General features: G+C 45.4%; 19 protein-coding genes. 12 read left to right on the top strand and 7 right to left on the bottom strand.

The genetic code is table 11. From position 1 onward, the window contains the following. The first annotated feature begins 28 nt into the window (after positions 1-28). Together U8U68_RS17690 and U8U68_RS17685 are read left to right on the top strand one after the other, a co-directional pair. Positions 29-3775, top strand: coding sequence for an S-layer homology domain-containing protein (locus U8U68_RS17690; protein ID WP_367575851.1), 3747 nt, complete (start codon positions 29-31; stop codon positions 3773-3775). A 14-nt stretch (positions 3776-3789) separates the two neighbouring features. Then, positions 3790-5871: a leucine-rich repeat protein gene (locus U8U68_RS17685; protein ID WP_322203195.1), complete on the top strand. Its 2082-nt coding sequence runs from the start codon at positions 3790-3792 to the stop codon at positions 5869-5871. Positions 5872-5965: 94 nt separating this feature from the next. Here U8U68_RS17685 and U8U68_RS17680 read toward each other — a convergent pair whose 3' ends face one another. The 3 genes from U8U68_RS17680 to U8U68_RS17670 form a co-directional block, all read right to left on the bottom strand. Beyond that, complete coding sequence (locus U8U68_RS17680) at positions 5966-7534, bottom strand: hypothetical protein (protein ID WP_322203193.1); 1569 nt, start codon at positions 7532-7534, stop codon at positions 5966-5968. A gap of 64 nt (positions 7535-7598) precedes the next feature. After that, positions 7599-9839, bottom strand: a complete 2241-nt coding sequence (locus tag U8U68_RS17675) for a stalk domain-containing protein (protein ID WP_322203191.1) — start codon at positions 9837-9839, stop codon at positions 7599-7601. 74 nt (positions 9840-9913) lie between these two features. Next, a complete protein-coding gene (locus U8U68_RS17670; protein ID WP_322203189.1) occupies positions 9914-12232 on the bottom strand; it encodes a hypothetical protein in 2319 nt (772 codons plus the stop codon). A gap of 255 nt (positions 12233-12487) precedes the next feature. Here U8U68_RS17670 and U8U68_RS17665 point away from each other — a divergent pair, with 255 nt between their 5' ends. Then, positions 12488-12841 (top strand): helix-turn-helix domain-containing protein, encoded by a 354-nt coding sequence (locus U8U68_RS17665; protein ID WP_322203187.1) that lies wholly within the window; start codon positions 12488-12490, stop codon positions 12839-12841. 51 nt (positions 12842-12892) lie between these two features. Here the strand turns inward: U8U68_RS17665 and U8U68_RS17660 are convergent, their stop codons facing one another. Continuing rightward, positions 12893-13183 (bottom strand): hypothetical protein, encoded by a 291-nt coding sequence (locus U8U68_RS17660; protein WP_322203185.1) that lies wholly within the window; start codon positions 13181-13183, stop codon positions 12893-12895. Positions 13184-13313: 130 nt separating this feature from the next. Here U8U68_RS17660 and U8U68_RS17655 point away from each other — a divergent pair, with 130 nt between their 5' ends. The 7 genes from U8U68_RS17655 (at position 13314) to U8U68_RS17625 (ending at position 17936) form a co-directional block, all read left to right on the top strand. Next, positions 13314-13511, top strand: coding sequence for a helix-turn-helix domain-containing protein (locus U8U68_RS17655; protein ID WP_322203183.1), 198 nt, complete (start codon positions 13314-13316; stop codon positions 13509-13511). Between the two features lie 261 nt (positions 13512-13772). Next, positions 13773-14708: a DUF932 domain-containing protein gene (locus U8U68_RS17650; protein ID WP_322203181.1), complete on the top strand. Its 936-nt coding sequence runs from the start codon at positions 13773-13775 to the stop codon at positions 14706-14708. A 27-nt stretch (positions 14709-14735) separates the two neighbouring features. After that, entirely contained in the window at positions 14736-15665 is a 930-nt protein-coding gene (locus U8U68_RS17645) for a YqaJ viral recombinase family nuclease (RefSeq protein WP_322203179.1), read from the top strand. Between the two features lie 12 nt (positions 15666-15677). After that, positions 15678-16445, top strand: a complete 768-nt coding sequence (locus U8U68_RS17640) for a hypothetical protein (protein ID WP_322203177.1) — start codon at positions 15678-15680, stop codon at positions 16443-16445. Positions 16446-16800: 355 nt separating this feature from the next. Further along, a complete protein-coding gene (locus U8U68_RS17635; protein WP_322203175.1) occupies positions 16801-17064 on the top strand; it encodes a BRCT domain-containing protein in 264 nt (87 codons plus the stop codon). Positions 17065-17256: 192 nt separating this feature from the next. After that, positions 17257-17742, top strand: a complete 486-nt coding sequence (locus U8U68_RS17630) for a hypothetical protein (RefSeq protein ID WP_322203173.1) — start codon at positions 17257-17259, stop codon at positions 17740-17742. Beyond that, the gene (locus U8U68_RS17625; RefSeq protein WP_322203171.1) at positions 17739-17936 is read left to right on the top strand and encodes a hypothetical protein; all 198 of its coding nucleotides are present in this window, start codon (positions 17739-17741) and stop codon (positions 17934-17936) included. Before U8U68_RS17630 ends, U8U68_RS17625 begins: the two co-directional genes overlap by 4 nt. A gap of 486 nt (positions 17937-18422) precedes the next feature. On the opposite strand, the gene U8U68_RS17620 is transcribed toward U8U68_RS17625, so the two are convergent. Continuing rightward, complete coding sequence (locus U8U68_RS17620) at positions 18423-18911, bottom strand: relaxase/mobilization nuclease domain-containing protein (protein WP_322203169.1); 489 nt, start codon at positions 18909-18911, stop codon at positions 18423-18425. A 341-nt stretch (positions 18912-19252) separates the two neighbouring features. Here U8U68_RS17620 and U8U68_RS17615 point away from each other — a divergent pair, with 341 nt between their 5' ends. Together U8U68_RS17615 and U8U68_RS17610 are read left to right on the top strand one after the other, a co-directional pair. Then, positions 19253-19477 carry a helix-turn-helix domain-containing protein gene (locus U8U68_RS17615; protein ID WP_322203167.1) on the top strand — a complete coding sequence of 75 codons (225 nt, stop codon included), beginning with the start codon at positions 19253-19255 and terminating at the stop codon, positions 19475-19477. Then, the gene (locus tag U8U68_RS17610; RefSeq protein WP_322203165.1) at positions 19474-20526 is read left to right on the top strand and encodes a site-specific integrase; all 1053 of its coding nucleotides are present in this window, start codon (positions 19474-19476) and stop codon (positions 20524-20526) included. The genes U8U68_RS17615 and U8U68_RS17610 overlap by 4 nt, the downstream gene beginning before the upstream one ends. Here the strand turns inward: U8U68_RS17610 and U8U68_RS17605 are convergent. Continuing rightward, entirely contained in the window at positions 20495-22045 is a 1551-nt protein-coding gene (locus U8U68_RS17605; RefSeq protein ID WP_322203163.1) for a recombinase family protein, read from the bottom strand. The two genes, U8U68_RS17610 and U8U68_RS17605, sit on opposite strands and share 32 nt — an antisense overlap. Then, positions 22038-23360: recombinase family protein (locus tag U8U68_RS17600; RefSeq protein WP_322203160.1), on the bottom strand; the 1323-nt coding region annotated here is incomplete at its 5' end. The genes U8U68_RS17605 and U8U68_RS17600, both read right to left, overlap by 8 nt.

Raw genomic sequence — 23360 nt, 5'->3', positions numbered from 1 at the left:
GGCTACTAGCTATAAAATTCCATCTAGCGTGACTACAATAGCAAATAGTGCATTTGGCGGGTGTAATCTTAAAAATATAATTATACCCAATAGCGTAATTCATATAGATAAATATGCTTTTTGGGACTGTGAATTATTAGAAGATCTGATGTTGCCAAGCAGAATAAATCAAATTGGAGAAGGTGCGTTCGGTTCCTGTAACAATCTGAAAAGAATTGAAATTAACAAATTGAATTCTGACTTTTTTTCTGTAGACGGGGTGCTATTTAATGACAGTAAGGACGAATTAGTGTGTTATCCAGCAGGAAAAATTGATTCCTCGTTTACCATCCCACGTGGAGTGAAGAAAATATGGCCAGAAGCTTTCTCATATTGTGCTAAACTTACCAGCGTTGTTATTCCAACTGGGGTAACAACGATTGATGGAAGTTTTAATGGATGTCAAAGTCTTGGCAGTATTCATATTCCGCGTACAGTCACATCTATTCGAGCAGCCTCTTTTGCAAAATGCAATTCGCTAAGTGAAATCTTTTATGATGGGTCAGAAAGGCAGTGGAAGCAAATTGAAATTGATTATTTGGAAAATGAGTCTTTGATATTTTCTACCGTTCACTACAAAAATATCGGTTCGGATAACACTCCAGATACAACCCCTACCCCTGGCCCAATCGCAGATGATTTTCCCTCAGAGATAACTCCCATAACAAGCAAAACCATCTATAATGGCCATACTTATCAGATACTCTATTCCTCCTATGGCTGGGACGAGATGCAGGCATACTTGAAAACCACTGGCGGGTATTTGGCCTGCATTACTTCCGCAGCCGAAAACCAGTGGATACATGATTATGCCTCCAGAAATGGGGCAAGCAACGCTTGGTTTGGCTATTCCGACGCGGAGGATGAAGGCAACTGGAAGTGGGTAAGCGGCGAAACTTCCAGCTACACCAACTGGGCTCCGGGTGAGCCTAATAATGAGGGCGGTCGTGAGCACTACGCAGGCTACTATTTTGGCGATGGAACCTGGAACGATGGCACATATCCCAGCAACTGCTATTATCTCTGCGAGTGGCCGAAAATTATCTCTTCTGTGGACCCTGTGCCTACGATTGCCCCAAGCCCATCCAGCGGACCAGATATAGGAACGTCTAATTCCATCCAGCCAAAAAGCAGGATGTTTATTCCGGTCGGTGAATCATTGGATTTGACTGCTGATATAGTGATAAAAACCTTGGTGCCGGGTGATACCGTCCATTGGACGGTAAAAAGCAACGATAATGTCCGGTTGAGCCAAGACGGAGCGCTTGAAGTGACACGTCCCCTGGGAACTGTCCCAAATTCTGGAATTGTGCAAAACACAGTACGGCTATATGGCAATTCTGTAGGTAGCGCTAAAATTGGGTGCAGGCTTACCAGCGGCGCGAAGCAGCAATTTGAGGTGGTTGTTTACCGCGAAGAGAGAAAGAACCTACAGGATTTTGCCAAAAATGTATTGGTTGGATATCAGCAATATATAGAGGCTGTTAAAAAAGCCATGAAAGAGAATCGCAACACGGTTACAATGGCTTCTATCCAGCAACAAGCTGAACTGCTGCGGGAGGCCGATAAAAATAACAACGAAAAACTCATTTCTTTTTACAACCATAACGAGAGCGAAAAATCGATCCAGAATGTATATACTGCCGTTGCTCAGTTTATGGCGGAAACAACAGCAGGCGAGTTTGACCTGTCTGATATAAGCGTAAAGGACCTGGATAAGTTTTCAACGAATATCGTAAATAAACTATACAGTTCTTTTGATATAAAACCTTACAGATACACATATGGGGGAGACACTGTTATTATTGGTGGGTTTTCGGGAGTTGGTGCAAACCTCCGAAGCATAGATTATAAGCCTGCAAAAGGGAAAAGCCGGACGATAGCGGCTTTTGTTACTACCAAATCCCAAGCTCAAGCTGTTATCAAAAAATACTTACAGGACCTTTTGAGCGTGGAAAAGAAGCTCATCAACAAAGCATATGCTGAAATGGCAAAAGAAATTTTTGGCAAAGGACTGGATTCACTAGTTAAGTCCAAAATCACGGAACTCGTAAAGCCATATACAACAGCGGTTGAACAATGTGGATTGGGGCGTATTGATAATGTTATTATTAAAAGTATCGATTATTACAAATATGTGAAAAAGATATTAGCGATGGCGGACGAGGATCCCATCAGCTTGCTCAATGACTTGTCATCTATGGAAAAACTAAAGTTTACGCCAGGCTCAATAACAAATGCAACTGTTAACACAAGCATGACAGCATATGAAAGTGCAAAAAAGAATTTCGAGGCGGCGATTTACGAATATGTGACCACTGGCAAAGTTGACACTAATTCGAAAATCAAGAATGTTTGGGATGACACTATTAACAGCTTAACCGCTGATTTGAATTGTCCTGTTGATGTGTCGGTATATGACGCGTCTGGACAACTTATAGGCTTTGTGGGAGAGAATGACCTTTGGTTTACCGATGGCAAGGTATATATTGAAAAAGTTGGGGACACGAAACGGATTCAGTCTGCCGATGAGTTCACACTAAAAGCAGTGGCGACGGATACAGGAGTTCTAAATTGCACTTTTAAAGAGTATAACGGAGAAAATCAAACTGGAAGGACAACCTATTTCGATATTGATCTGTTCCGTGGCAAGGAGATATCGGCCCGCCTCCCTAAAAATGCTGTTTCCCAAAAGAGTGTGGCCGTGGAGGCAAATGGAAAGCTTTTATCGCCTAGTAACATTTTTATGTCAGATGAGTATGGGTTATCCACAGTAAATATTGCATCGGCGCCCAATATGTCTCAAGGGGGAGTGGTTACTGGCACAGGAAAATATGTCCTCGGAGATTCTGTTAAGCTTCAGGCCGATCCAAAGCCAGGATATGATTTCTTGGGCTGGCAAAATATAGATGGAGCCTACGAAGAAGTTTCACCAATTTATGAATTCGTCGCAAAAGAGGACATATTTGTTACAGCGGTGTTTTATGAGCGGTCTGAAAACGAAGACCTGGATACCCCTTGGGATTCTCCCAGCAATTCGCCTAAGCCATCCAATCCACCGAGCCTAGAGCCGACTACCTCACCCAGTCCTTCTCCCAGCAATTCACCTGAACCCTCCAATCCACCCAGCGCTGAGCCAACATCTTCACCCAGTCTTTCTCCCAGCCCTTGGGATAACACATTCCCGGACGTACCAAATACTGCATGGTACATCAAAGCGGTTGAATATGTTGTAACTGAGGGCTTGATGGGCGGCTATCCCAATGGCAAATTCGGACCCAATGATAATATTTCCCGAGCGGAGTTCGCACAAATTATCTATAATAAGGCTGGACGACCGGGTGCTGGTACTAGTGTCTTTACCGATGTGAAAGCAGGACAGTGGTATGCAAATGCCGTAACTTGGGCAGCAGAGCAACAAGTCGTTTCCGGCATCGGCAACAATCAGTTTGCGCCAAATCGGGATATCTCCCGCGAGGAGCTTGCAACAATGCTTTGGCGATATGCGAAAAGCCCCAAACCACAAAAGGGTGTACTAGATTTCGCAGATGCGAATAAAGTCAGTAATTTCGCGAAGGAGGCAATGCTTTGGGCAAATGAAGATGGGATTGTTAACGGCAAAGGAAGTGGCATACTTGATCCCAAGGGAAAAGCTACCCGAGCAGAAACGGCACAGATGTTGATGAATTTTCTTATCAAAAGTACAACATCCATGTCAATTTACTCTCAATTATGAAATGAGGTACTAATATGAAAAAGTTGGCAAACAGTCATTCTGTCATAAGGCGTACCCAATTGAAACGACAACTGGTTTCCATCTTTCTTTTACTCTGCATCATCACCTTAAGTCTGCCCATAACCGCTTCTGCTTCTGCGACCTTTGGTTCCTGTGGGCAAGACGCTACATGGAGCTTCGATGAGAATACCAGAACCCTCACAATCAGCGGGACAGGAGATATGTATGATTATGATAGCAGTAGCGAAAAGGCTCCTTGGGATTGGCCTCATCGTTTGTCATTGACTGAAGTGGTCATTGAACCAGGTATCACGAGTATTGGGAATTACGCATTCCAATATTGTATTGCTCTGACAGGTATTTCCATTCCCGATAGTGTCACAAGCATAGGAAGTTTTGCGTTTAATCATTGCGCTGCTTTGAACGATATTACTATTCCTGATAGTGTCACAAGTATTGGGAATAATGCCTTTAGAGATTGTCAAAGCATAAACACTGTTACCATCCCTAACAATGTCACAAATATTGAATGGAACCTATTTCTGGATTGCACTTCCCTTACTAAAGTAACTATTCCCAATAATGTCAAAAAAATTGGCAGTTGTGCATTTAGTGGTTGTTCCAGTCTGGCCGGTATTACAATTCCAGATAGTGTCAAGATCATTGATGGAGCCGCATTCGAAGATTGTTCTTCTCTGACCAGTATTGTCATTCCCAATGGTGTTATGAGCATTTGGATCCAGACTTTTTTGGGATGCTCGGGCCTGACCAGCATCACGATTCCAGACAGTGTCACGATCATTGGTGAGAATGCCTTTGCGTCTTGTAGTGAGCTGCAAGATGTATACTACGGTGGCACTAAAGAGCAGTGGAGTAAGATTAGAATTGATGAATCAGATAATATGAATGGGAATAATTCGTGCCTGCTGAATGCCAACATTCACTTCAATAGCACTGGTCCCAGCTCAGATTCATACGACTCATTCATCAAAACCAATGCCTATACAGAGGGAATGTTTACCGATGTATCAGAGAAGTTTTGGGGGGCTGCGAATATAAAGGCCGCTTATGAGTACGGCTTGATGGTTGGCACTTCTGATAATCGTTTCAGTCCGCAAAGTAGCTTGTCGATTGCCCAAACGATTGTCTTGGCCTGCCGGCTTCACAATATCTATCGTTATGAGGGCAGAAATACCTTTGAAGGAACAGGATCATGGTATCAGCCATATGTGGACTATGCGAAAAAGGAAGGAATCGTTACAAAAGTGTATCCCAGCTATTCTAAAACCATTACCCGATGGGAATTTGCAAAAATCCTAGATGCTTCTTTTCCCAACGAGGCTTTACCGGCGATAAATGAGATAGAGGATAACGCGATACCAGATGTCAAAACGCGGTACCTTGATCGCTCTGCGAGCCTTTCAGAATTATTGGCTTATTCAACAGATTTCCTCCCGAGTATTCCAGAGGATCACACAATAAATTTTGGCCCAAGTGTGTATCATCTGTACCGGGCGGGCATCGTAACCGGAAGCGATAAGCAAGGTACATATAAACCTTATTCCACAATCACACGTGCAGAAGCGGCGGCAATTATAACGCGGATGGCGGATCCTTCCCTGCGCAAAAAACTTACACTAAAAGTGCCCGCTTTCAAACCGGTTCCTCTTAACAAACTTGCCAATTTGCGCAGTTTAAGAAGCGGAGCAACAGACGCGCAGTTACAACAAGCTTACAATAAAGCAGTGGAAATGATGTGGCCTTACGCTAACCTTAGCAGGGAAGAGCAAGCGTGTTGGGCAGTTATGGCAGTAGGCAGATATAGAATGAACAATATACGTTACTCCATGTCCGCTCCGCATTATGATGATCCCTATGGCTTCTTTGTGCTGAACACAGCCTCTTGTGCGGGAGATACCCGCGCCTTAGGTTTGTGCTTGAATATTCTTGGCATCTCCTACGAACACGTTAATCCTAGTGCCTATACCCATCAGTGGGCACGTGTAAATCTTAACGGCAAATATTGGGTATGCGATGCAGATGTGTTTTGCTGTCAAATTGAAACAGCGCCTTACAAACATCCACATTTAACGTAGAAATATATGTAATGAAGAATTCTGATATAAGAAAGATATCCAGCATATTCGGTGCGCTGGATATCTTTTTTGCTCAGTTAAATAAATTTTGCTATTACCTTTGCTCCGGTTCCAAGATAACATCAAAAGGCGTATCTTCTTTTCTTTGGCTAGTGTACAGAACCATATGCAAACTCCCATCATCCAGAATTTCAAGGGAAACCGCACCCTCAATAGAATTCATATCCTTGATGATTCCATCACTGCCGGTCATGTTGTCCGCATAAAAGGTCATGTACGTTTCGCCATCCGGCTTAATATTCGCATGAACATCATTTTTGTTCAACATGGGTTCATACTCAATATAGACATAGAAAGAATCATCATCAGAACCCTTGTCCAGAGTTACCCAAAAAAGCCCCAGGTCTTTTGAGTTGTAGAAGCCATAATATTGCGCGAGGTCGTTTGCGGCAGGCGGCTCAGGGGTAGGTGTGGGCTCTTGGGTAGGCACGGGGGAGGGAGTTGCATAGTAGTAATCCATATCCAGCCGTCCGGCAGAATCCAGCAGCATGGCTACGTTTACGTCTAGGGGAAGGTCGCCGTTCAGTGTGCATAGCTGGCTGCGGTCGTCGCTATATTCTGCGGAGGCTCCATACTGTACAGCAGAGCCAGAAATACCTTCCAGTCGTTTTACCAGCGCTAATTCCTTTTCAAAATCTTCGGAAACCTCCTGGTGTTCTGCTATATATTGCTCAAAATAGATGTAGTTTACCTCTGCTAACAAGTCAGAAGATTTTTCGATACTTCTCAAAGGGTCCACAAAAGCTGTGACTTTGAACACCTCATCATTGAGCATAGTAAATTGAATGTTTGCATCTTCAAGAATTTCTTCATCGTCATGGTATGTAACCTGTACAATCTCCTTGCCATCCTCTGTCGTACCGCCCTCCCAGGTTTCTTCATCATATGAACACATGCTATAGTGGCCCCAAAGCAAGTTTCTTACAGGAATGTCGGTGTACTCTCCCAAATAGCCGTTTTGGACGGTTTCAATACTTTTACTGATAAGCAAATCTTTATATTCCGTTTTGTCGGATGTCATAACCACTTTTGCCACACTAAGAGCGATTGGGGTATCGCCAACCAACTCACAAAGTTTGCCACGATTTCCTTCATAATCAGCGGAAGCGCCATATAAAACTGCTGATCCAGAAATTCCTTCCATCCTATCCGCAAAGGTTGCACGGGCCTTTGCATCCTCAAATAAATCGGGATGAGAAGCGGAGTATTGCTCAATATAGATGGAATTTATGACTACCATCAAATCAGCGGGGGCATTCAATGGATGGGCGGGGTCAACAAAAGCAGAGAGTTCAAAGCACTGTCCGTCCAGCATAGTAAACTGTATAGTAACGTCATCGTGGATATCCTCTGAATCGTGGAAGCAGACCTGTACAAGGTCTTTCCCCTCATCCGTAGAGCCACCTTCCCAGGTTTCCTCATCGTAGCTTTGCCCATAATACTTTGAAAAGAGGGCTTTTATGGTTATGTCAGTGTACTCGCCTAAGTAACCGTTTTGGACTGTGGCAATATTTTCTTCTGCTTTTGAATCTGAGCAGCTCACAAAGAAACATAGGCAGAGGACAAGTATAAAGAGAATTGAGTACGCTAAGAATTTTTTCATACAATATGCAAGCCTTCCTTTTTTGAGATAAAGAGCTGCGGAGATAATTCCGCAGCTCCTGTTGTTACTTTACTTTCTTAAATTGCGTTGGCGCATTGTAATCATCGGGATCTTCCGTTAGGTTCTCCCGGCTTAGATTGCCATTGGACAAAAGAGAAAACACCGCTTTTCCGGTACCCTTGTACACTGTGGTATTCTCAAAGCGCGAGGAGTCCACTCGGGTTCCATTGCTACAAGTTAGCTTACCAGTGGTTTCATCATATTCACCATCATAAGTCCAAGTGGCATACATCTGTGCCCAAGCATAATCGGTCAACTCAACAGAATAGTGGTTCGCATTTTCTGTGGAAACAATTTTTAGTGTGGAATCGGGACCATCAGCGTTCTCCCATTCCCCAACAATCATTTCGGATGGATAAGTAGGAGCAGGGCTGGGTGTGGAACTAGAGTCGGGCTTATACTCTGGATTTGGATAAACAGCGCGGAGTGCCAGTTCAGAGCTGTCATAGAAGATAAAGGCCCCAGCTGGCGTTACAAGTAAGTCCTGCGTATAGTACGGCAGGGGACGTAAATCCGCCACAAGCACATCTTTACCGGGGTCGAACAGAATCTTCGTTTCGCCGGTGGGCTTTATCGCCATACCGACCCCATCATCACCCCATGTATAAAACAGGCCGTTTCGGGAAGTCGCGTGCCCCCGAACTTCGATGATTTTCTTTCTGTTGAGGTCGCCCATACCAATTTTATAGATGGTAGTTTCACCGCCAAAGGCGTTGCCCGCATAAATGTCCTGGCCAATTTGCGTGGCAAATCTGTCCTCATATCCTTCTATACCCAGTGAGGTATAGTTGCCGGTATAGGAATCCCAGATTTTTGTGTACCCGTCTTCTCGAACAAGGAACCGGCCATCGCTCATCGTATCTAGGAAAATGCTGGGGAAATGGCCGTAATCATCAAAGATGCTGATTTCACCGTCTTTATATGCAAAGATAGCAAAGTAAGTATCGCTGATTCCAGGAATGGACCATCCATCATTGTCAATTTTACTCAGGCTTCCTGGCATGAGTAGGCAGTCGTCATAGGAATCATAGAAAACCTGGGATATGCTCATCTCTTGGTAGGTGACGGACCTATCTCCAAAATTGATCGTACGCGGCTCGTTTAAATCCAGCAGAAGCTCAGGTTTTGTCCAGGCATCATTTTCATAGGCCACTTTGTAGATAGAATGATTGCCTCTGTCGTAGTAGACCACAGCGCCATTGCCATCAATCGTCATATCCATCTGGGGCTTTCCGCTCATCTCAGCACGGGCAAGGGTGTTTGCCACATATGGCTTCGGGGTGGGAGTGGGTTCAGGTGTTGCGGTGGGTTTGGGAGTTGGTTCCTGAGAGCTTGAACTAGTCAAAGTCACCGTCTTAGTTGCCTGGTCCCAATCTACCCCAAGCCCTAAAGCAGAGGCAATGGCGCGGATGGGCAGATATGTTGTGCCGCCAACGATGAAGGGGTCAACCACTTTGCCATTGACATCCTTAGGAGTGACCGTCTGGCCATCCAGAATGATCTTGACGCCAGGATAAGAAGCCTTAATGGTTTTGGTAATCGCGCTAACAGGCCGGCTTGCGGAAGAGAATACAAGATTGTCAATGATATTGTCGATCTCTTTGGACTTCGCGCTGTAGCTGGCCTGCTGTCCGGGACCGAACTGCACATCAGTAGGCGAAATCTTTACCAAGTGATAAGTTTTTCCCTGATAGATAATGTCATACAACAGCTTTTTCTTTGGAAGGTCCCTATAGCTGTTATCAGAAAACAGGCGCAGTGTAAAAAGCCGCCCACCGTATGCTGAGTTGTTTTTGTCGTAGATAGAAATAAGGCCTTGAGAACTATTGTTGTCAACGGTGAAAGTATTCCCCCAGGCAGATGGAAAATAGAGGGTACAAACGGTTCCGCCGAATGCTTTAAAGTCAGCATAGAGGGTACCCGAACTATCCGGGTCAGGCTTGGGGTCAGGGTTGCTGCTGTCCAGCGTCACAGTCTTGGTAGCCTGGTCCCAAGCAACGCCTAAATTTAAAGAATTGGCCACGGCACGGATGGGTAAGTAAGTGGTGCCGCTCAAGGTAAAAGGCTGCACAATTTTCCCCTTGGCGTCCATCGGGGTGATAATCTCGCCATCCAGGACAATGTTGATGCCGGAATAGGCAGCTTTCAGGTCCTTTACCACGGCGGCGGAGGCGGGTAGGCTGAGGCTGCATAGCAGCAGCGCGGCAGCCAGCAGCAGGGACAGGGATTTGGTTAGTTTCTTCATTTTGTTCGCTCCTTTTGTTTTTATATGGTAGGATATTCGTACCATTTACTGAATTTAGTATGGACAATAGCACATTATAACTCTTGCTGGGCAAAATGGATAATAATTAGTATAACTACAATAACCGACACCAGAACGAGGAAAATCTTCTTAGCATTCCATCCCTTGATCCTATTTACATTCTCCACTTGCTCAGCTTGGTCAAACGCCAATTGGTATACGGATATAGGGATAGCTGAACCGATTATGTATCCGAGATAGTAGCGGATTGGGGCAGTTTGGAAGATCGTGACCACTAGAGAAACAAAATAGCGGGCAATTCCCAAAAAGAAGTTCTTAAAAAACACCCAAAGTAGACCTACAACTCCCCATAGAATATTGCCAATTATTCCATAGTCAAATCCTCCTGTGTACTCAAAAAAACCATCTCTGAAAATGTCACCAATGCATCGGCCAAACACAACGAAACCGTTTTTCAGTCCATCAAAAAAACTGAGTGGTCCTGTCACACTAACGTCTCGCAACATCAAAGATACTCCAAATAACTTAACATCCTTTTGAGCAAATTCAGGCGTTCCGGATAGGGTAAAGAAATAACTTGAAATAATGATGGCAAGAAGGATCAAATTGGCCATTGTGCCAATCACTTTTGAGGCCTTGATTTCCCGCGAGTTTTCATGTTGGAATAGCTTATCCAGCAGTTCTGCCCTTGTTTCATCTGAGAAATCGGCAGAATTAATACGGCTGCGGAGTTTATTACCATTCTTTCTTGGGTTTCCCCTAATGAAATCAGATTGAAGTTGATTATACAGCTGTTGTGCCTCTTCTGCGGCCTCCCGAGAGGAGTATTCTTTTCCCAGGGCGGTCCGCAAAGCAAGATCTATAGCCGCCAGTCGGGCGTCAACTTCATCAAGATAGTAGTCTTTGGCATCCAAAGGTATATCCATGGCGGCCAACTCTGACTTAAATTGCAGCAAAGGTTGTTCCGCTGAAGCGCCTGTCCCACAGGCATCCAGTTTTGACTTTAATTCAGCGACAATATTATGAAGCTGATCGGCTAGTGCAAAGTTTTCACAAACAATCGGGTCTCTGTCCGGCAGCAAGGGATCTACGGATCGAAGTTCTAAATCTAGATTATCCCATCTTTCATGAAGGGTTGATTTTCGCAATGCTGCCAGGGGAGAGGAGAGTGCCCCCATTTTCTGTTCGCCCTCGGCAATAGAATCCAGGCTATGATAGTCAATATGCTGTTCAATTTCACAGATTTTCTGTAGCTCTGCCCGAGAAGCATCGGCTTCCTGACGTGATGAAAAAGTAATCCCCTCAACTGTTCGATATTCAGTATCAAAGCGTTTGACAGCTTCCAGCACGGCTTTTGTATGTTCTGTTTCGCCAGTATAACCTATACGAGCCTTTTCGGCTTCAATTTTCTCAACAGCTGATTGAGCTTGTGCCTCTGAATGAAGCGAGAGGCTCTGAGTAAATTTGTCTAGCAGCTTCTTCTTTTCATCATGAACCACAGATATACCGAAATATCGCTCTATTTCCTCCAGGGACCCATCCTGGTCTCCGAAAACCTGTAATGCGGCCCGATACCAGTCCTTCTGATATGGGTTCAGCTGAAAAGCCTGTATCATAGCGGCACGTTGCTGTGCCGGATTCGCTATTCGCGCCATATTTCGGAGTATGGCAGCGGCTTCTTCCTTGTCTGCTTCTCCAACAATTCCATTGATGGTGTCTTGGTCTGCGCCGGTTTTATCCAGACAGTCAATAAGGGCAAGGTGCAAATCAAATACAGATTTATAAAGTCCAGAAATAAGAATTTTTTCAGTTTTTTCATCCTTAAAAATTCGTTCCATCTTAGAACTAGCAGCAATGGATGATCCTATTTTCGCCAATCCATTGAAAACCATATGCCCAGCGCCGCTCACGATGTTGAGTGCACCAGCCGTTGCCGCACCCTTGAGCGTACCACCTATGCCAAAGCCGCCGCCCTGCCATTTTGCGCGGCCCTGCCTCCGCGCTGTCCGATAGGCATCTTTCTCTTCCTCTGTCATGATGATTTCAGCATATTGATCTTGAATTTCAATATATGCTTCGTCTGCTGGACTCAAGATTTCAGAATAAAGTTCCAGGAACCGTTCTTCATCTACAGAAAGTGCTCCACGATCAATTAGAATCTGAACGCAAAGGCCTATAGCTGGCTGTATACATTGTTTCATCTGATCAGGCACTTTCTTAATGACCATCTCAAGGGAAGTATTTGACTGATAGAGTTTTTGAAATTGCTTTACAGCGCTTCTTGCTTTTCCTTGGAACATAGTCCGGTAGCTATTGTAATTTTCTCTATCTGGATCAAGCGTAATAGTTTCCCCCAAAAACTGAAAACCCATTCTTAGTCACCATATCAGCCACTTAACGCTCTATGCGTAGCGGTCACCTTTCCTAATAATTTGGGCCTTGGATAGAAGCAGACTGCAACGCGCATAGAGTGCCTTAGCTTGAATAGCGCTCTAAAAAATTGCTGAAAATAGCTTATCCAGCCATATTATAACACAAAATACTTGCTAAAGCAATCTGGAATTTATAATTCCCAAAGGATTTTGCAGATTCAGGCCTTTCACCCTAAAATTATACATGGTGATATTATGAGTGAACTAGCTGTTGCATTCGGCAGGCAAGTCAGGAACTTACGCCAGCACAAGAAAATGAGCCAGGAGGAATTGGCGTTCAAGGCAGGGCTCAGCCCGGCGCATTTAGGCCAGATTGAACGCGCCCAGAAGAAGCCTACTCTGGAGACCATCGGCAGGCTGGCTGAGGCTCTTGAGGTTCCGGTTGCGAATTTGTTCTCCTGCGAGGCTTCCGTTTCTAGTGAAACTAGCCCAAATAATATTATGGAAAAGATAAACTCCCAACTCATTGCTATGTCTGAGGAAGATCAGAAGGATATTTTGCGCATTATCCGTATCTTCAGACGCTCGCGTTCTAGGAGTAAACCTTAGAATAATCGCTATAGAGAGGGAAGGTAATCCTTCCCTCTCCGAATCCCCAAACTATGTACACAGAGGCCCCTTCTCTTTACACTCAGCATATCTTGCACATTCCGAGCACAAACAACCCTCTTTGGGCTTATTTGATGCCCGCACTCTGTCATAAAGATTCAGCTTATCCAACTGATTAATGATAGCTTTTTCCGTCCGTTCAAAGTATACCGTCATCTCCGTGATGCCAACCTGCTCATTGAACATCTTGGTCAAAAGTTCTTTCTCTTCCTGCTTCCAATACCCCCGATTCTTCCCGGCGATACCGTTTCTAAGCGCTTTGATTTTATCAATATCTTGCATTCTTATGCCCTCCTTTTTAAGGTTGTTTACTATTATGTTGTTACAATTTATGATTAGGATTACATCATATTTTGTTATGAATATTTGAAAGTACATAATGGTAAATCAAAAAAGGAGGAACCGCATAATCATGTTAGACGAATACAACACAGTTTTAACGATCCAAGAGCTGATGGAAGTACTAAACATCGGACGCAACTCCGCATACGAGCTTTTAAACAGCGGAGCGATCCGCGCTTTCCGAATTGGAAGCAGGTGGAAAATACCGAAAGATGCTGTTATTGACTACATTGGACAGTGGAAAAAAGCCACACAACATAGGTTGTAAAAGTAACGATTTTCAATTATATATTATAAACATGAAGCCTGACCTTTTATCAAAGGTCAGGCTATTTTAATTACAAGGAGGTAAACGATGAATCCTTTTGGCAAAAGCTTCTGGTCCCTGCTAGTGTCCGCTGCGGCAACGATCATTTACGCCGTAATTGAGGCAGTCGCTGACAAGGACTAGAAATCAATCCAGCTGATGTGGGGCTTCCGTGTGGAGGCACCATATCTATTATTAAACCAAATTAAGGAGGTAAAAATTATGTCCGCAAATGTTGAAACCATGTTCTACATCCGAGAGAAACCCTGGCACGGTTTGGGCACTCGTGTTGAGGCCGCGCCTACCTCCATCGACGCTCTTGTGTTGGCCGGTCTGGATTGGCAAGTCACCCAGAAAAACGTCTACACCCAAGACGGATATCTAATTCCCGGCTACAAGGCCAACATCCGCAGTACGGACGATTCCGCGCTGGGTATCGTGTCCGACAAGTACAAGGTGGTCCAGAACGAGGACGCTTTCCAGTTCACCGATGATCTGCTGGGTGCAGGTGTCACCTATGAAACCGCTGGTGCCTTGCAGGGTGGCCGCAAGGTGTGGATGCTGGCGAAGATGCCCCAGCGGTACATCATTGCGGGGGACGAGATTACGCCGTATTTGGTGGTGATGAACTCTCACGATGGCAGTTCTGGTATCAAGGTCGCCATGACCCCCATCCGGGTGGTCTGTCAAAACACCCTCAACCTTGCCCTGAACAGCGCCAAGCGCGTCTGGACTACCAAGCACACAGAGAATGTCATGAGCCGTGTCCATGAGGCCCAGGAGACTTTGGGTTTGGCCGAGCGGTACATGACCCAGCTAGGCCGGGGCATTGAAGTGTTGTCGCAAATCAAGCTGAGCGACAAAAAAGTGATGGACTTTCTTGATGAATTCTTTCCCGTCACCGCCGACCTGACCGAGGCCCAGCGCAAAAATAACAAGCGTCTTTTGGAGGATGCAAGGCGCCGTTATTTGGAGGCTCCCGATCTCATTCATGTTGGCAAAAATGGCTATCGTTTTGTCAACGCCATCAGTGACTTTGCCACTCACGCCGACCCCATCCGCAAGACCAAGAATTACAACGAGAACCTGTTTTTGCGCACCGTGGAGGGCAATCCCATGATCGATAAGGCGTACAAAATGGTGCTTGCTGCGGCATAAAAGGAGGAGAATATGTCATTCAAAATCTTGGCAAATACTGAAAATATGCCCTATGAGGGATGGCTGAAAGTGCGCAAAAATGGCATTGGCGGTTCGGACGCTTCGGTGGTCTGCGGTATCAATCGATACCGCTCACCGGTGGAACTTTGGATGGACAAGACCGGCCAAATGCCCGCACAGGAGGCGGGCGAAGCTGCCTATTGGGGTACACAATTGGAGAGCATTGTTAGGGCTGAATTTTCAAAGCGCACGAACATTTTCGTTGCTGAAACCCATGAGCTTTTGCAGAGCGAGGAACACCCTTTCATGTTGGCTAACCTTGACGGTGTGTGCGATGTTCCAGAGTACGGCACTTGCATATTTGAGGCCAAAACTGCGTCTGCTTTCAAGGCTGGGGAGTGGGAAGATTCCATCCCTGACGAGTACCAGTTGCAGATACAGCACTACTTGGTTGTGACCGGTTACAAGGCTGCGTTTATCGCGGTTTTGATCGGTGGCAACAGCTTCAAATGGAAGTGTGTAAAGCGTGACGATGAGCTGATTTCTATGCTCATTCAGCTTGAATCCGACTTCTGGGAGCATGTGCAGAATGGCACTCCGCCACCTTTGGATGGCTCTGTTGCTTCGACGAAATTTCTTGCTGAAAGGTTTGCTAATTCCAGGCCAAGTTCTCGCATTGATCTGCCCGAAAAAGCTGCTGATCTGCTATGTCAGTATGATGAAGCCTGTGAACAGTTGGAGGCTATCACAGGACAAAAACAGCTTGCGGAAAACCTGTTGAAGGAGATGATGGGCGAGAATGAGATTGCCACCGCTGGTGACAGAATTATCACCTGGAAACCCGTTTCCCAGGAGCGTTTGGATATCAAAACACTGAAAGCGGAGCATCCTGCACTGTATAAAAAGTACGCAAATAAAACATCATTCCGCCGCTTCTCCATCAAGGCGGAGGCTTAAGGAGGATTTATCATGGACACAACTAAGCTCAAAAATAAGCTGGGTGACAAGGTGCTGGCCTTACAGGAATCTGGTGATGTGGCTGCTGAAACTGCCCTTGCTACGACCGACTCTGACTACCTTGCCCTGAACAGCAACGCCCTAGACATTATCCGTGAGAACCTGAAGAATCAGCCGCTCTCCTTTGACTTCTTCGACGTTGTGAAGTCCCCATCCGGAGGCTCTACGGTGTTCTCGGTTCCTGGTCTGGCCGGGGATGAAGCAGCGAAGGAACTGACCGGCATTATTCTGGACTACACCACGCCCCGGGCGTACTGGGACACCCCCGATCCTGTCGAGGGAACACCGCCCACCTGTCTGAGCCAAAACAGCATTATCTCCCAGGATGGCAAGGCTTGCGCACGTTGTCCATACAACGATTTTGGCTCCAAAGATGGTGAGTCCAACGCCAAAGCCTGTAAGGAATCCGTGCTGATATTTCTGCTGCGGCCCAACAACATCATCCCGCTGCTGGTGAGGGTGCCGGTGACAAGCAAGCCCAGGTTTCTGAAATACTCCACCCGGCTGTTGAGTAGCTTAACGCCAATCAGCAGTGTGGTAACGAGAATTACTCTGGAAAAGGCCACCAGCAAAGGCGGCAAGCCTTATGCGCTCTTTAACTTCGAGGCTGTGGCTACGCTCAGTTCCGAGGAAGCTGCCCAGGCTAAGAGGTTCGGCCAGCAGTTCCTTGCTTATGTGGAGGCTGCCAACCTGGAGCCTGAGTTTGCGGAGGCTGGTTGATATGGACATAAGGCCCGGTACCTGTGCAACGCATGGGTATCGGGCTATTATTTTTCTATTCGAGGTGTTTTCTATGACCTACAAAGGGAAGTCCATGAAGGAAACTGAGGTTTACATACAGCGGGTTTCACTGGATCAGTTGGATTCTGTAATCGAATCAAGACTACCCCAAGGATGCTTTCTGGCGCAGGATAATGGTACGTGGGTGGCGGTTGACAACTCCACTGGTGATGCTTGGACTGAGGAGTTTTACACTGAACATGAAGCGGTCTGCTGGTTGTGCAGTGATGTAGAACTCGCTTAGCAGGTTTACACAAAAATCATTAAGCAAAATAGTAACTGAAGGAGACAAAACATGAGCACCTATACAAACCCATTTATCGGTAAAAATGTCGCTGTTACCGGTAAGCTGAACAACTATACACGCAGCGGCATCAACTCAAGATTGTTGCAATTGGGCGTACACCCCACATCCACCATCAGCAAGCACACCCACTACATCATCGTGGGTTCCAAAGCTGGTAATAAGCTGGATAAGGCCCGCGCGCTGGGCGTCGCGATCCTCTCCGAGTACGACTTTGAAAGGATGGTAGATGATGACAAATATGAAGATCAGTAAAATCATCACGGGTACGCTTCTATACCCCATCACAATCGGGGAACCTGCCTTAATTCATCAGCATAATGGATTGACGAGAACAACCACTGTGACCACTGTAAGCAAGATTACCACAACAGAAATCAGGTTTGAAACCCATAACACCAAGTACGTGTTAAGGCTAATACCGATGGGGAAAGTTGGGGTATCCGTATGATAAATCTATGTGAAAAACGTACGATCAAACTTACCTGGGATGAGGTATGCCAGATTGTGTCGGAAGAGATTAAAACCATTCTTGGCATAGAAACATTTTGTAAAGCAAACTATGTGGAGTACGAATATTGGGATGTATCATTTGCCGAATACCGGTTACCATTGCAGAAGCTCTGCCAGCTTTTACATGCGGTTCATGCATCCTCTGTCGATTGGGAGGATGCTTTGCCTGATGAGGCCACTTCTACCGTTTCATGTCTAGGAATGGCGCTTTCAGAGAAGCTGCTAGTACGACGCTTGAACATCACCTGGGAACACACCTTGATTCTCGCGGATGGCTTGTGGCTGGTGGGTGCAAAGAATTGCCAAAGTTCAGAGAATGATGAGTCTGTTACTGGCTTTCCCTTAGAGGAGCTGACCCAAGTAGTCCGATGGCTGCAAAGCGAAATAGATAGAAATGGCAAAGGAGGGAGGCAAATATGAAAGTTGAAGCGTACATACACAGCCTAAAGGACCATGAGCATGACTGTCATGTGCTGGGCGAGGCGGAGATTATCAAGAGCGTCGGGGACAATCTCTACATGGCGGAGTACCAGGGGATTAGGTGTATGGCTATCTACAATCCCTTTGTGGGGAGGTACTTTGTGGATGATGTGTATGGCATAACCAATGCCTAGAGCATACGGATAAATGCGTCAAAATCCAGTGAATAAAAAACAAGAAGACCCTCGACCTTACCAACCAAAGTATTTGGCTAAAAAGGCCGAGGGTCTCTTTTTCTTCCATGATTCCAGGTGAGCATAACAACAGGTATCTGGTAAGGGGAAATAAGCAAATTCACCTTTATCAATTCCTCAATGAAAGGATATACTTATATGATTTACTCAGCGCAAAATGGAAAAAACCTTTGTCCTGAATAAGCGTTATGCTGAGGAATAGAAATCAGATGAGCGTTGGCAGTATAGAGATAGTGCGAGGTGCCTCTGAGATAAAATCATATAGCATTACTTTTTGATTGGCAAAACTCAAGGAAGAATTAAAATGGAATAATAATGATAATTTGTAAGAGCCAAGTTTAACATACTGACGTATATGCTTTATTCAAATTTGATCCTCAGTATCAAGACTAGTATATTTTGTCATGGCATAAAAACAGATTATTTTCATAACTCAATCTCAGCATCTTTTGACATTATAACCGGCAGATGCGTAACAGATTTCATGTGCCTCTGAAAAGAATAATAATCTTGCTTCTTGCCGTAATACCTGTGTCCATCCACAAATGAAATTTGATTCATAACAAAGTGAATATGAACATGTCTTGTATTAGTATGTACTGCGTAAACGATCTGGAAATACGGGGAGTAATGTGTAATGATTTGCCTTGCAAAAGCATCAGCCATTTCAGGTGTAACAACGTCACTATCATTAAAAGAAAGTATTGAATGCCTTAATCTTTTACCAGAGTTTTTGCCAAAGTTAATTGCCACTCTCAACATCTCATCCGCAGCACTTGTAATCGAGCTGACATTAGCCTCTCCAAAATAAAGTGCTTTTTTAGGATCCATAATGTAATGAATCGCATCCTTGTAGCTGGATTCATCAAAAAATTTCTTACGTTCTCCTATTCCTGTAACTTTGTAAATTGCCATTTGGATTTCTTCTTTCAAAAACATATAGTTTAGTACAGTATTGTATATTGAGTATAATAGAAAAGATAATAAATTGAAATATATTAAATTGGATATTTTATCGGACGCAAGGGGAAGAAAAAACTTCCACAGGGGCCCCTTACTCTAATAGTTATATAGGTAATAAGAAATAAATTCTTACAAAGCAAATTACACAGCTTTCTTAAAAAAGATAAGCATGAGAGCAAATATGGCTTTCAGAGAAAAGGAAGCACAGGAGGCGTAGCTAATAACTGCGCTTCCTGTGCTTTTTTACCAAGAACATAACGTACATATAATCCAATAAGATAGGAGAAATCTTGATGAAATTAGAAATAAACCCCAACGCTCTAAAAGAATTAGAGCGAAAAAGCTATCCAGATGTACTCACAGCGCAGCAGGTACAAAAAGTCTTGAAGATAGGTAGGCTGAGCGTCTACCAGCTGATTGAGAACAACAAAATTCCCGCGTTCCGCATTGGCAGGGTATATTATATCCCCAAGAAAACGCTGGCGCAGTTTTTAGAAATGAGAGGAGAGGTATCATGACCGGAAGTTTGCAGATTAAGAACGATAATTATTATGCTGTCCTGAACTTTAAGGACAACACGGGCAAGCGCGTTCAAAAGTGGATCAATCTAAATATGCCTCTTGCCAATAATAAGCGAAGGGCAGAGATGGCGCTCAATGAGTTGCTGGTTCAATATCAAGATTACGAAAACATTGAACCTATGAATCTGCCAATTTCCCAGTTAGTGGCCCGGTGGCTGGAAGCAAACCGTCCCAATGTTGCGGTTACGACATATGACCAGTATTACTTAATTCTTGTAAAACATTTCCGTCCCTATTTTGATAACAAGGGCATTACCGTAATCAAGTTAACAGCCGGTGATCTTGAAGACTATTACGCTTTCAAAGTGAAAGAAGGCCTCAGCCCAAACACAGTAATCAAGCACCATGCCATGATTCGAACCGCTCTTCAATGGGCGGTTAAGCATCGGTATATTCGTGAGAATGTGGCCGATTTTGCAGATAAACCCGGCCATGTTCGATATCGTGGCCCAGAACCTTACACCGTGCAGGAAGTGGCGAATCTTTTGCAACTGACTGCGAACGAGCCAATTGCGGTTCCCATTTACCTGGCAAGTTTTTATGGTATGCGCCGTTCTGAACTGCTGGGCCTGCGATGGTCGGCAATCGACTTTCGGAAGGGAACGCTTACCATATCGACAACAGTTGTGCGGGGGAAGCAGGGAGAGGAAATTGTAGCGGTAGTGCGCGAAAACACTACTAAATCAGACAGCAGTATGCGCACACTGCCGCTTTGCCAGTACACCTATCAATACTTCTCCTGGCTCAGGCAGCAACAGGCAACCCAGCGCGATCTTTGCGGCGGAAGCTATGACCAACGGTTTCTGGATTTTGTTTGCGTAGATCAAATCGGAACACTGCTGCATCCGGACTATGTTACCCATAAATTTGTACAGGTACTGAATAAGTATGGCTTACGGCCTATTAGATTTCACGATTTAAGGCACCCGTATGTCAAGCCCACGACAACAAATTTCAGAAGTTTTTTTGAATTTCTTTGCCGCTAGAGCCAAAACCGCCTATTTTCCAGACGATTTCAATATTCTGCTGTGGATAGACATACACTCGGTCAATCAACATATCCACCAGCTCGGTGTTTAGCTTGCCTATATCTACCACCTTCTCTGCCAACAACCTGTTGGCGTTTTTTGTTTGCTCATCTGCCTGCCGCTGGGATAGCTGAGTGGAGAGCACAGCCTTTACCTCCTGCAAGCGGGTTAATTCAGCATCCAGCACCCCTTTTTTCATTCTGTATTCCTGCTCACTCAGTTCATGGAGAACTATTTGCTCAAACAGCACACGCTTTTGCTCCTGTATTTTGCTGATCTGCTGTCCGTACCCGGCCTGTTTTGCCGAAAGAGCCTCTAAACCGTCAGCATCCCCATCAGCCGCACCCAAGATGATTTGAGCTTGCTTTTTCAGAACTGAGTATACCACCGTTTCCAGCTCGGATTCTTCTACTTTCAATTCATGACAGGGAGCTTTCTCATCTGCCACAGTATGCCTACAAACGAACCGAAAAGTCACATTGCCAATTCGTGCGAGCCGGTGTAGGCAGTTTCCACAATAGACCTTATCCCGCAAAGGATAAAGATGAATTTGCTTTTTCGGACACTTTTCCCGCCGCATCGCTTTCTGCGTTTTGTCAAATAACTCTTTAGTAACTATGGCCGGATGGTGGTTCGGTATTTTCACCCACTCGCTTTCATCTTTCATTCTGACATGATTACTCCCCACCTCCACACGCCTACGCTTACCAATAATATATGTGCCTGTGTAGCGCTCGTCCTGCAAAAGTCTGGCAAGCGTGGAGCGCTGCCATATCCCACCGCACCGAGAAACGTCGTGATAGTCCTGGCCTTTCGCCTTTTTGTACTCGCCTGGGGTTGGTACGTTGCGGTCAAATAGCGCCTTAATGATGGCTGTGGTATTCTGCCCCTGTGCGGCCATTTCAAAAATTATCCGCACAATGGGGGCGGTTTCCGGGTCCGGCTCCATGCGGCCATCCGCACCTTTCTGGTATCCGTAGGGGCAAATCTTGCTCTGATACTCGCCCCGCTTGAATTTCACATACTTGGCGCTTTTATACTTGATGGACAAGTCCCGGCTGTATAATTCGCTGACAAGGTACTTGAACGCCATATTCAGCCCGCCGGTATCTGCGTGGAGCTTGCCGCTGTCAAAATCATCGTTGATGGAGATGAACCGCACTCCATAGAGAGGAAAAACCTTCTCCATGAAATAGCCTACCTCCAAGCTGTTCCGGCCAAACCTGCTAAAGTCTTTAACGATAATACAGTCAATTTTGCCATCCCGCGCAAGGTCGAGAAGTTCCTGAACGGCTGGCCGCTCAAAGTTCGTACCAGAGTAACCGTTGTCTACAAACTCTCTAATCTCATAGTCCGTCAAATCATCGAGATTTTCCGTGTATTTATGCAGGGCCAGCTTTTGATTGTCGATACTCATGCTCTCCACCTTGTAATCCTCTGTAGAAAGCCGGATATAAAGCGCCACCACCCTATTCATCGCTCAGCACCTCCATCAGCTCGTCAAATCCGTTCTCAAAGCGGAAGTCAATAGAAATGTCCTCGGCGCTGTTAACGGTGATACGCTCAATCAGAGTGTCTACAAGCTGCGCGGTCAGCGCGGTATCTGTATCAATCTTTGCCAACATATCTGCCATGCTGGTATAACCCTTTGCCTGCTTTTCCAACTCAGACTGCTGGGCGTTAAGCTTTTGGATGCGCTCCAAGGTGCTATTGACTTCCTGAGTGTATCCCTCCCGCAGTTCTCTGTATTCTGTTTCTGTCAGGATTCCGTTGACAAGGTTTTCATAAAGCCCATTGAGAAATGCCTTGCTTTTTTGTGCCTGCTTTTGAAGTTCTATAATCTCACTCTCAACCTCATTCCTTTTTTCGACCACCTTGTTGTTAAGCTGTTTTGTCCAAAGACGCTTGCCTAACATGACCTCCGCTTTCTGCCGGATGATTGTCATAATGGCGCGGAACAATTTATCCTCAGTAATATGGATTTTTGCACCGCAAGCCACACGCCTGATACGTTCGTTTGAAATACAACGGTAGACAAAACGTCCATGATTCTTTTCCCGGTGCAGACTTTTCCCACAATCACCGCAAAAGATTTTGCCTTTGAGGATATTCACAGGCCATGTGTTCCTAGTAAAAAAAGTATGATTTTGGCTGGATTTTTGGCGTATGGCTCTGGCTTTCTCGAACAGCTCCCGGCTGATGATAGGCTCATGGGTGTTGCGCACGATTACCCAATCCTCAGACTTTGTGGGTATCTGCTTGTGGCCGACATTCGTGTGCTTACCCTGCACCATATCTCCCACATAGACCTCATCGTTGAGGATAACATCCAGCGTCCTGGTCTGCCAAACGCCGCTGCCCATTAACTTTTCGTTCGTTATCAAGCCGATACTGGCAAGGTAGCGGCCTGGGGTAAGAGTTCCGCTTTCGTTCAGATTAAGGACAATCTGTTTTTTTGATACCCTATCAGCCGCCCACTGAAATATCTGTCTGACAACCGGCGCAGTATCAGGGTTCACCACCAGCTTATGGCAGTCCCTAGGGTCTTTAAGGTAGCCATAGGGTGGGCGGCTTCCCACAAACTGCCCTTCCTGCATGGCCTGCCGCTGCTGGGAGCGTACCTTCCGGCTGATGTCAGCGGCGTAAGCCTCGTTCACCATGTTTTTTAACGGTACTATCATATGGGCGGCGCTGTTGGAGTTGTCCTCGCTGTCATACTGGTCATTGACCGCGATAAACCGAACGTGGTGCAGAGGGAAATATTTTTCCAAGTAAAACCCGGAATCAATGGC

Source organism: Acutalibacter intestini, assembly GCF_034334985.1.
Lineage (GTDB): Bacteria > Bacillota > Clostridia > Oscillospirales > Acutalibacteraceae > Acutalibacter > Acutalibacter intestini.
This window is presented reverse-complemented; position numbering and strand designations above follow the sequence as displayed.

Coding starts and splice junctions, on each gene's coding strand:
- U8U68_RS17610 (WP_322203165.1), top strand. CDS start 19,474: ATGACCGGAAGTTTGCAGATTAAGAACGATAATTATTATGCTGTCCTG.
- U8U68_RS17620 (WP_322203169.1), bottom strand. CDS start 18,911: ATGGCAATTTACAAAGTTACAGGAATAGGAGAACGTAAGAAATTTTTT.
- U8U68_RS17640 (WP_322203177.1), top strand. CDS start 15,678: ATGGACACAACTAAGCTCAAAAATAAGCTGGGTGACAAGGTGCTGGCC.
- U8U68_RS17670 (WP_322203189.1), bottom strand. CDS start 12,232: ATGGGTTTTCAGTTTTTGGGGGAAACTATTACGCTTGATCCAGATAGA.
- U8U68_RS17685 (WP_322203195.1), top strand. CDS start 3,790: ATGAAAAAGTTGGCAAACAGTCATTCTGTCATAAGGCGTACCCAATTG.
- U8U68_RS17630 (WP_322203173.1), top strand. CDS start 17,257: ATGATAAATCTATGTGAAAAACGTACGATCAAACTTACCTGGGATGAG.
- U8U68_RS17625 (WP_322203171.1), top strand. CDS start 17,739: ATGAAAGTTGAAGCGTACATACACAGCCTAAAGGACCATGAGCATGAC.
- U8U68_RS17680 (WP_322203193.1), bottom strand. CDS start 7,534: ATGAAAAAATTCTTAGCGTACTCAATTCTCTTTATACTTGTCCTCTGC.
- U8U68_RS17675 (WP_322203191.1), bottom strand. CDS start 9,839: ATGAAGAAACTAACCAAATCCCTGTCCCTGCTGCTGGCTGCCGCGCTG.
- U8U68_RS17605 (WP_322203163.1), bottom strand. CDS start 22,045: ATGAATAGGGTGGTGGCGCTTTATATCCGGCTTTCTACAGAGGATTAC.
- U8U68_RS17665 (WP_322203187.1), top strand. CDS start 12,488: ATGAGTGAACTAGCTGTTGCATTCGGCAGGCAAGTCAGGAACTTACGC.
- U8U68_RS17655 (WP_322203183.1), top strand. CDS start 13,314: ATGTTAGACGAATACAACACAGTTTTAACGATCCAAGAGCTGATGGAA.
- U8U68_RS17635 (WP_322203175.1), top strand. CDS start 16,801: ATGAGCACCTATACAAACCCATTTATCGGTAAAAATGTCGCTGTTACC.
- U8U68_RS17660 (WP_322203185.1), bottom strand. CDS start 13,183: ATGCAAGATATTGATAAAATCAAAGCGCTTAGAAACGGTATCGCCGGG.
- U8U68_RS17615 (WP_322203167.1), top strand. CDS start 19,253: ATGAAATTAGAAATAAACCCCAACGCTCTAAAAGAATTAGAGCGAAAA.
- U8U68_RS17650 (WP_322203181.1), top strand. CDS start 13,773: ATGTCCGCAAATGTTGAAACCATGTTCTACATCCGAGAGAAACCCTGG.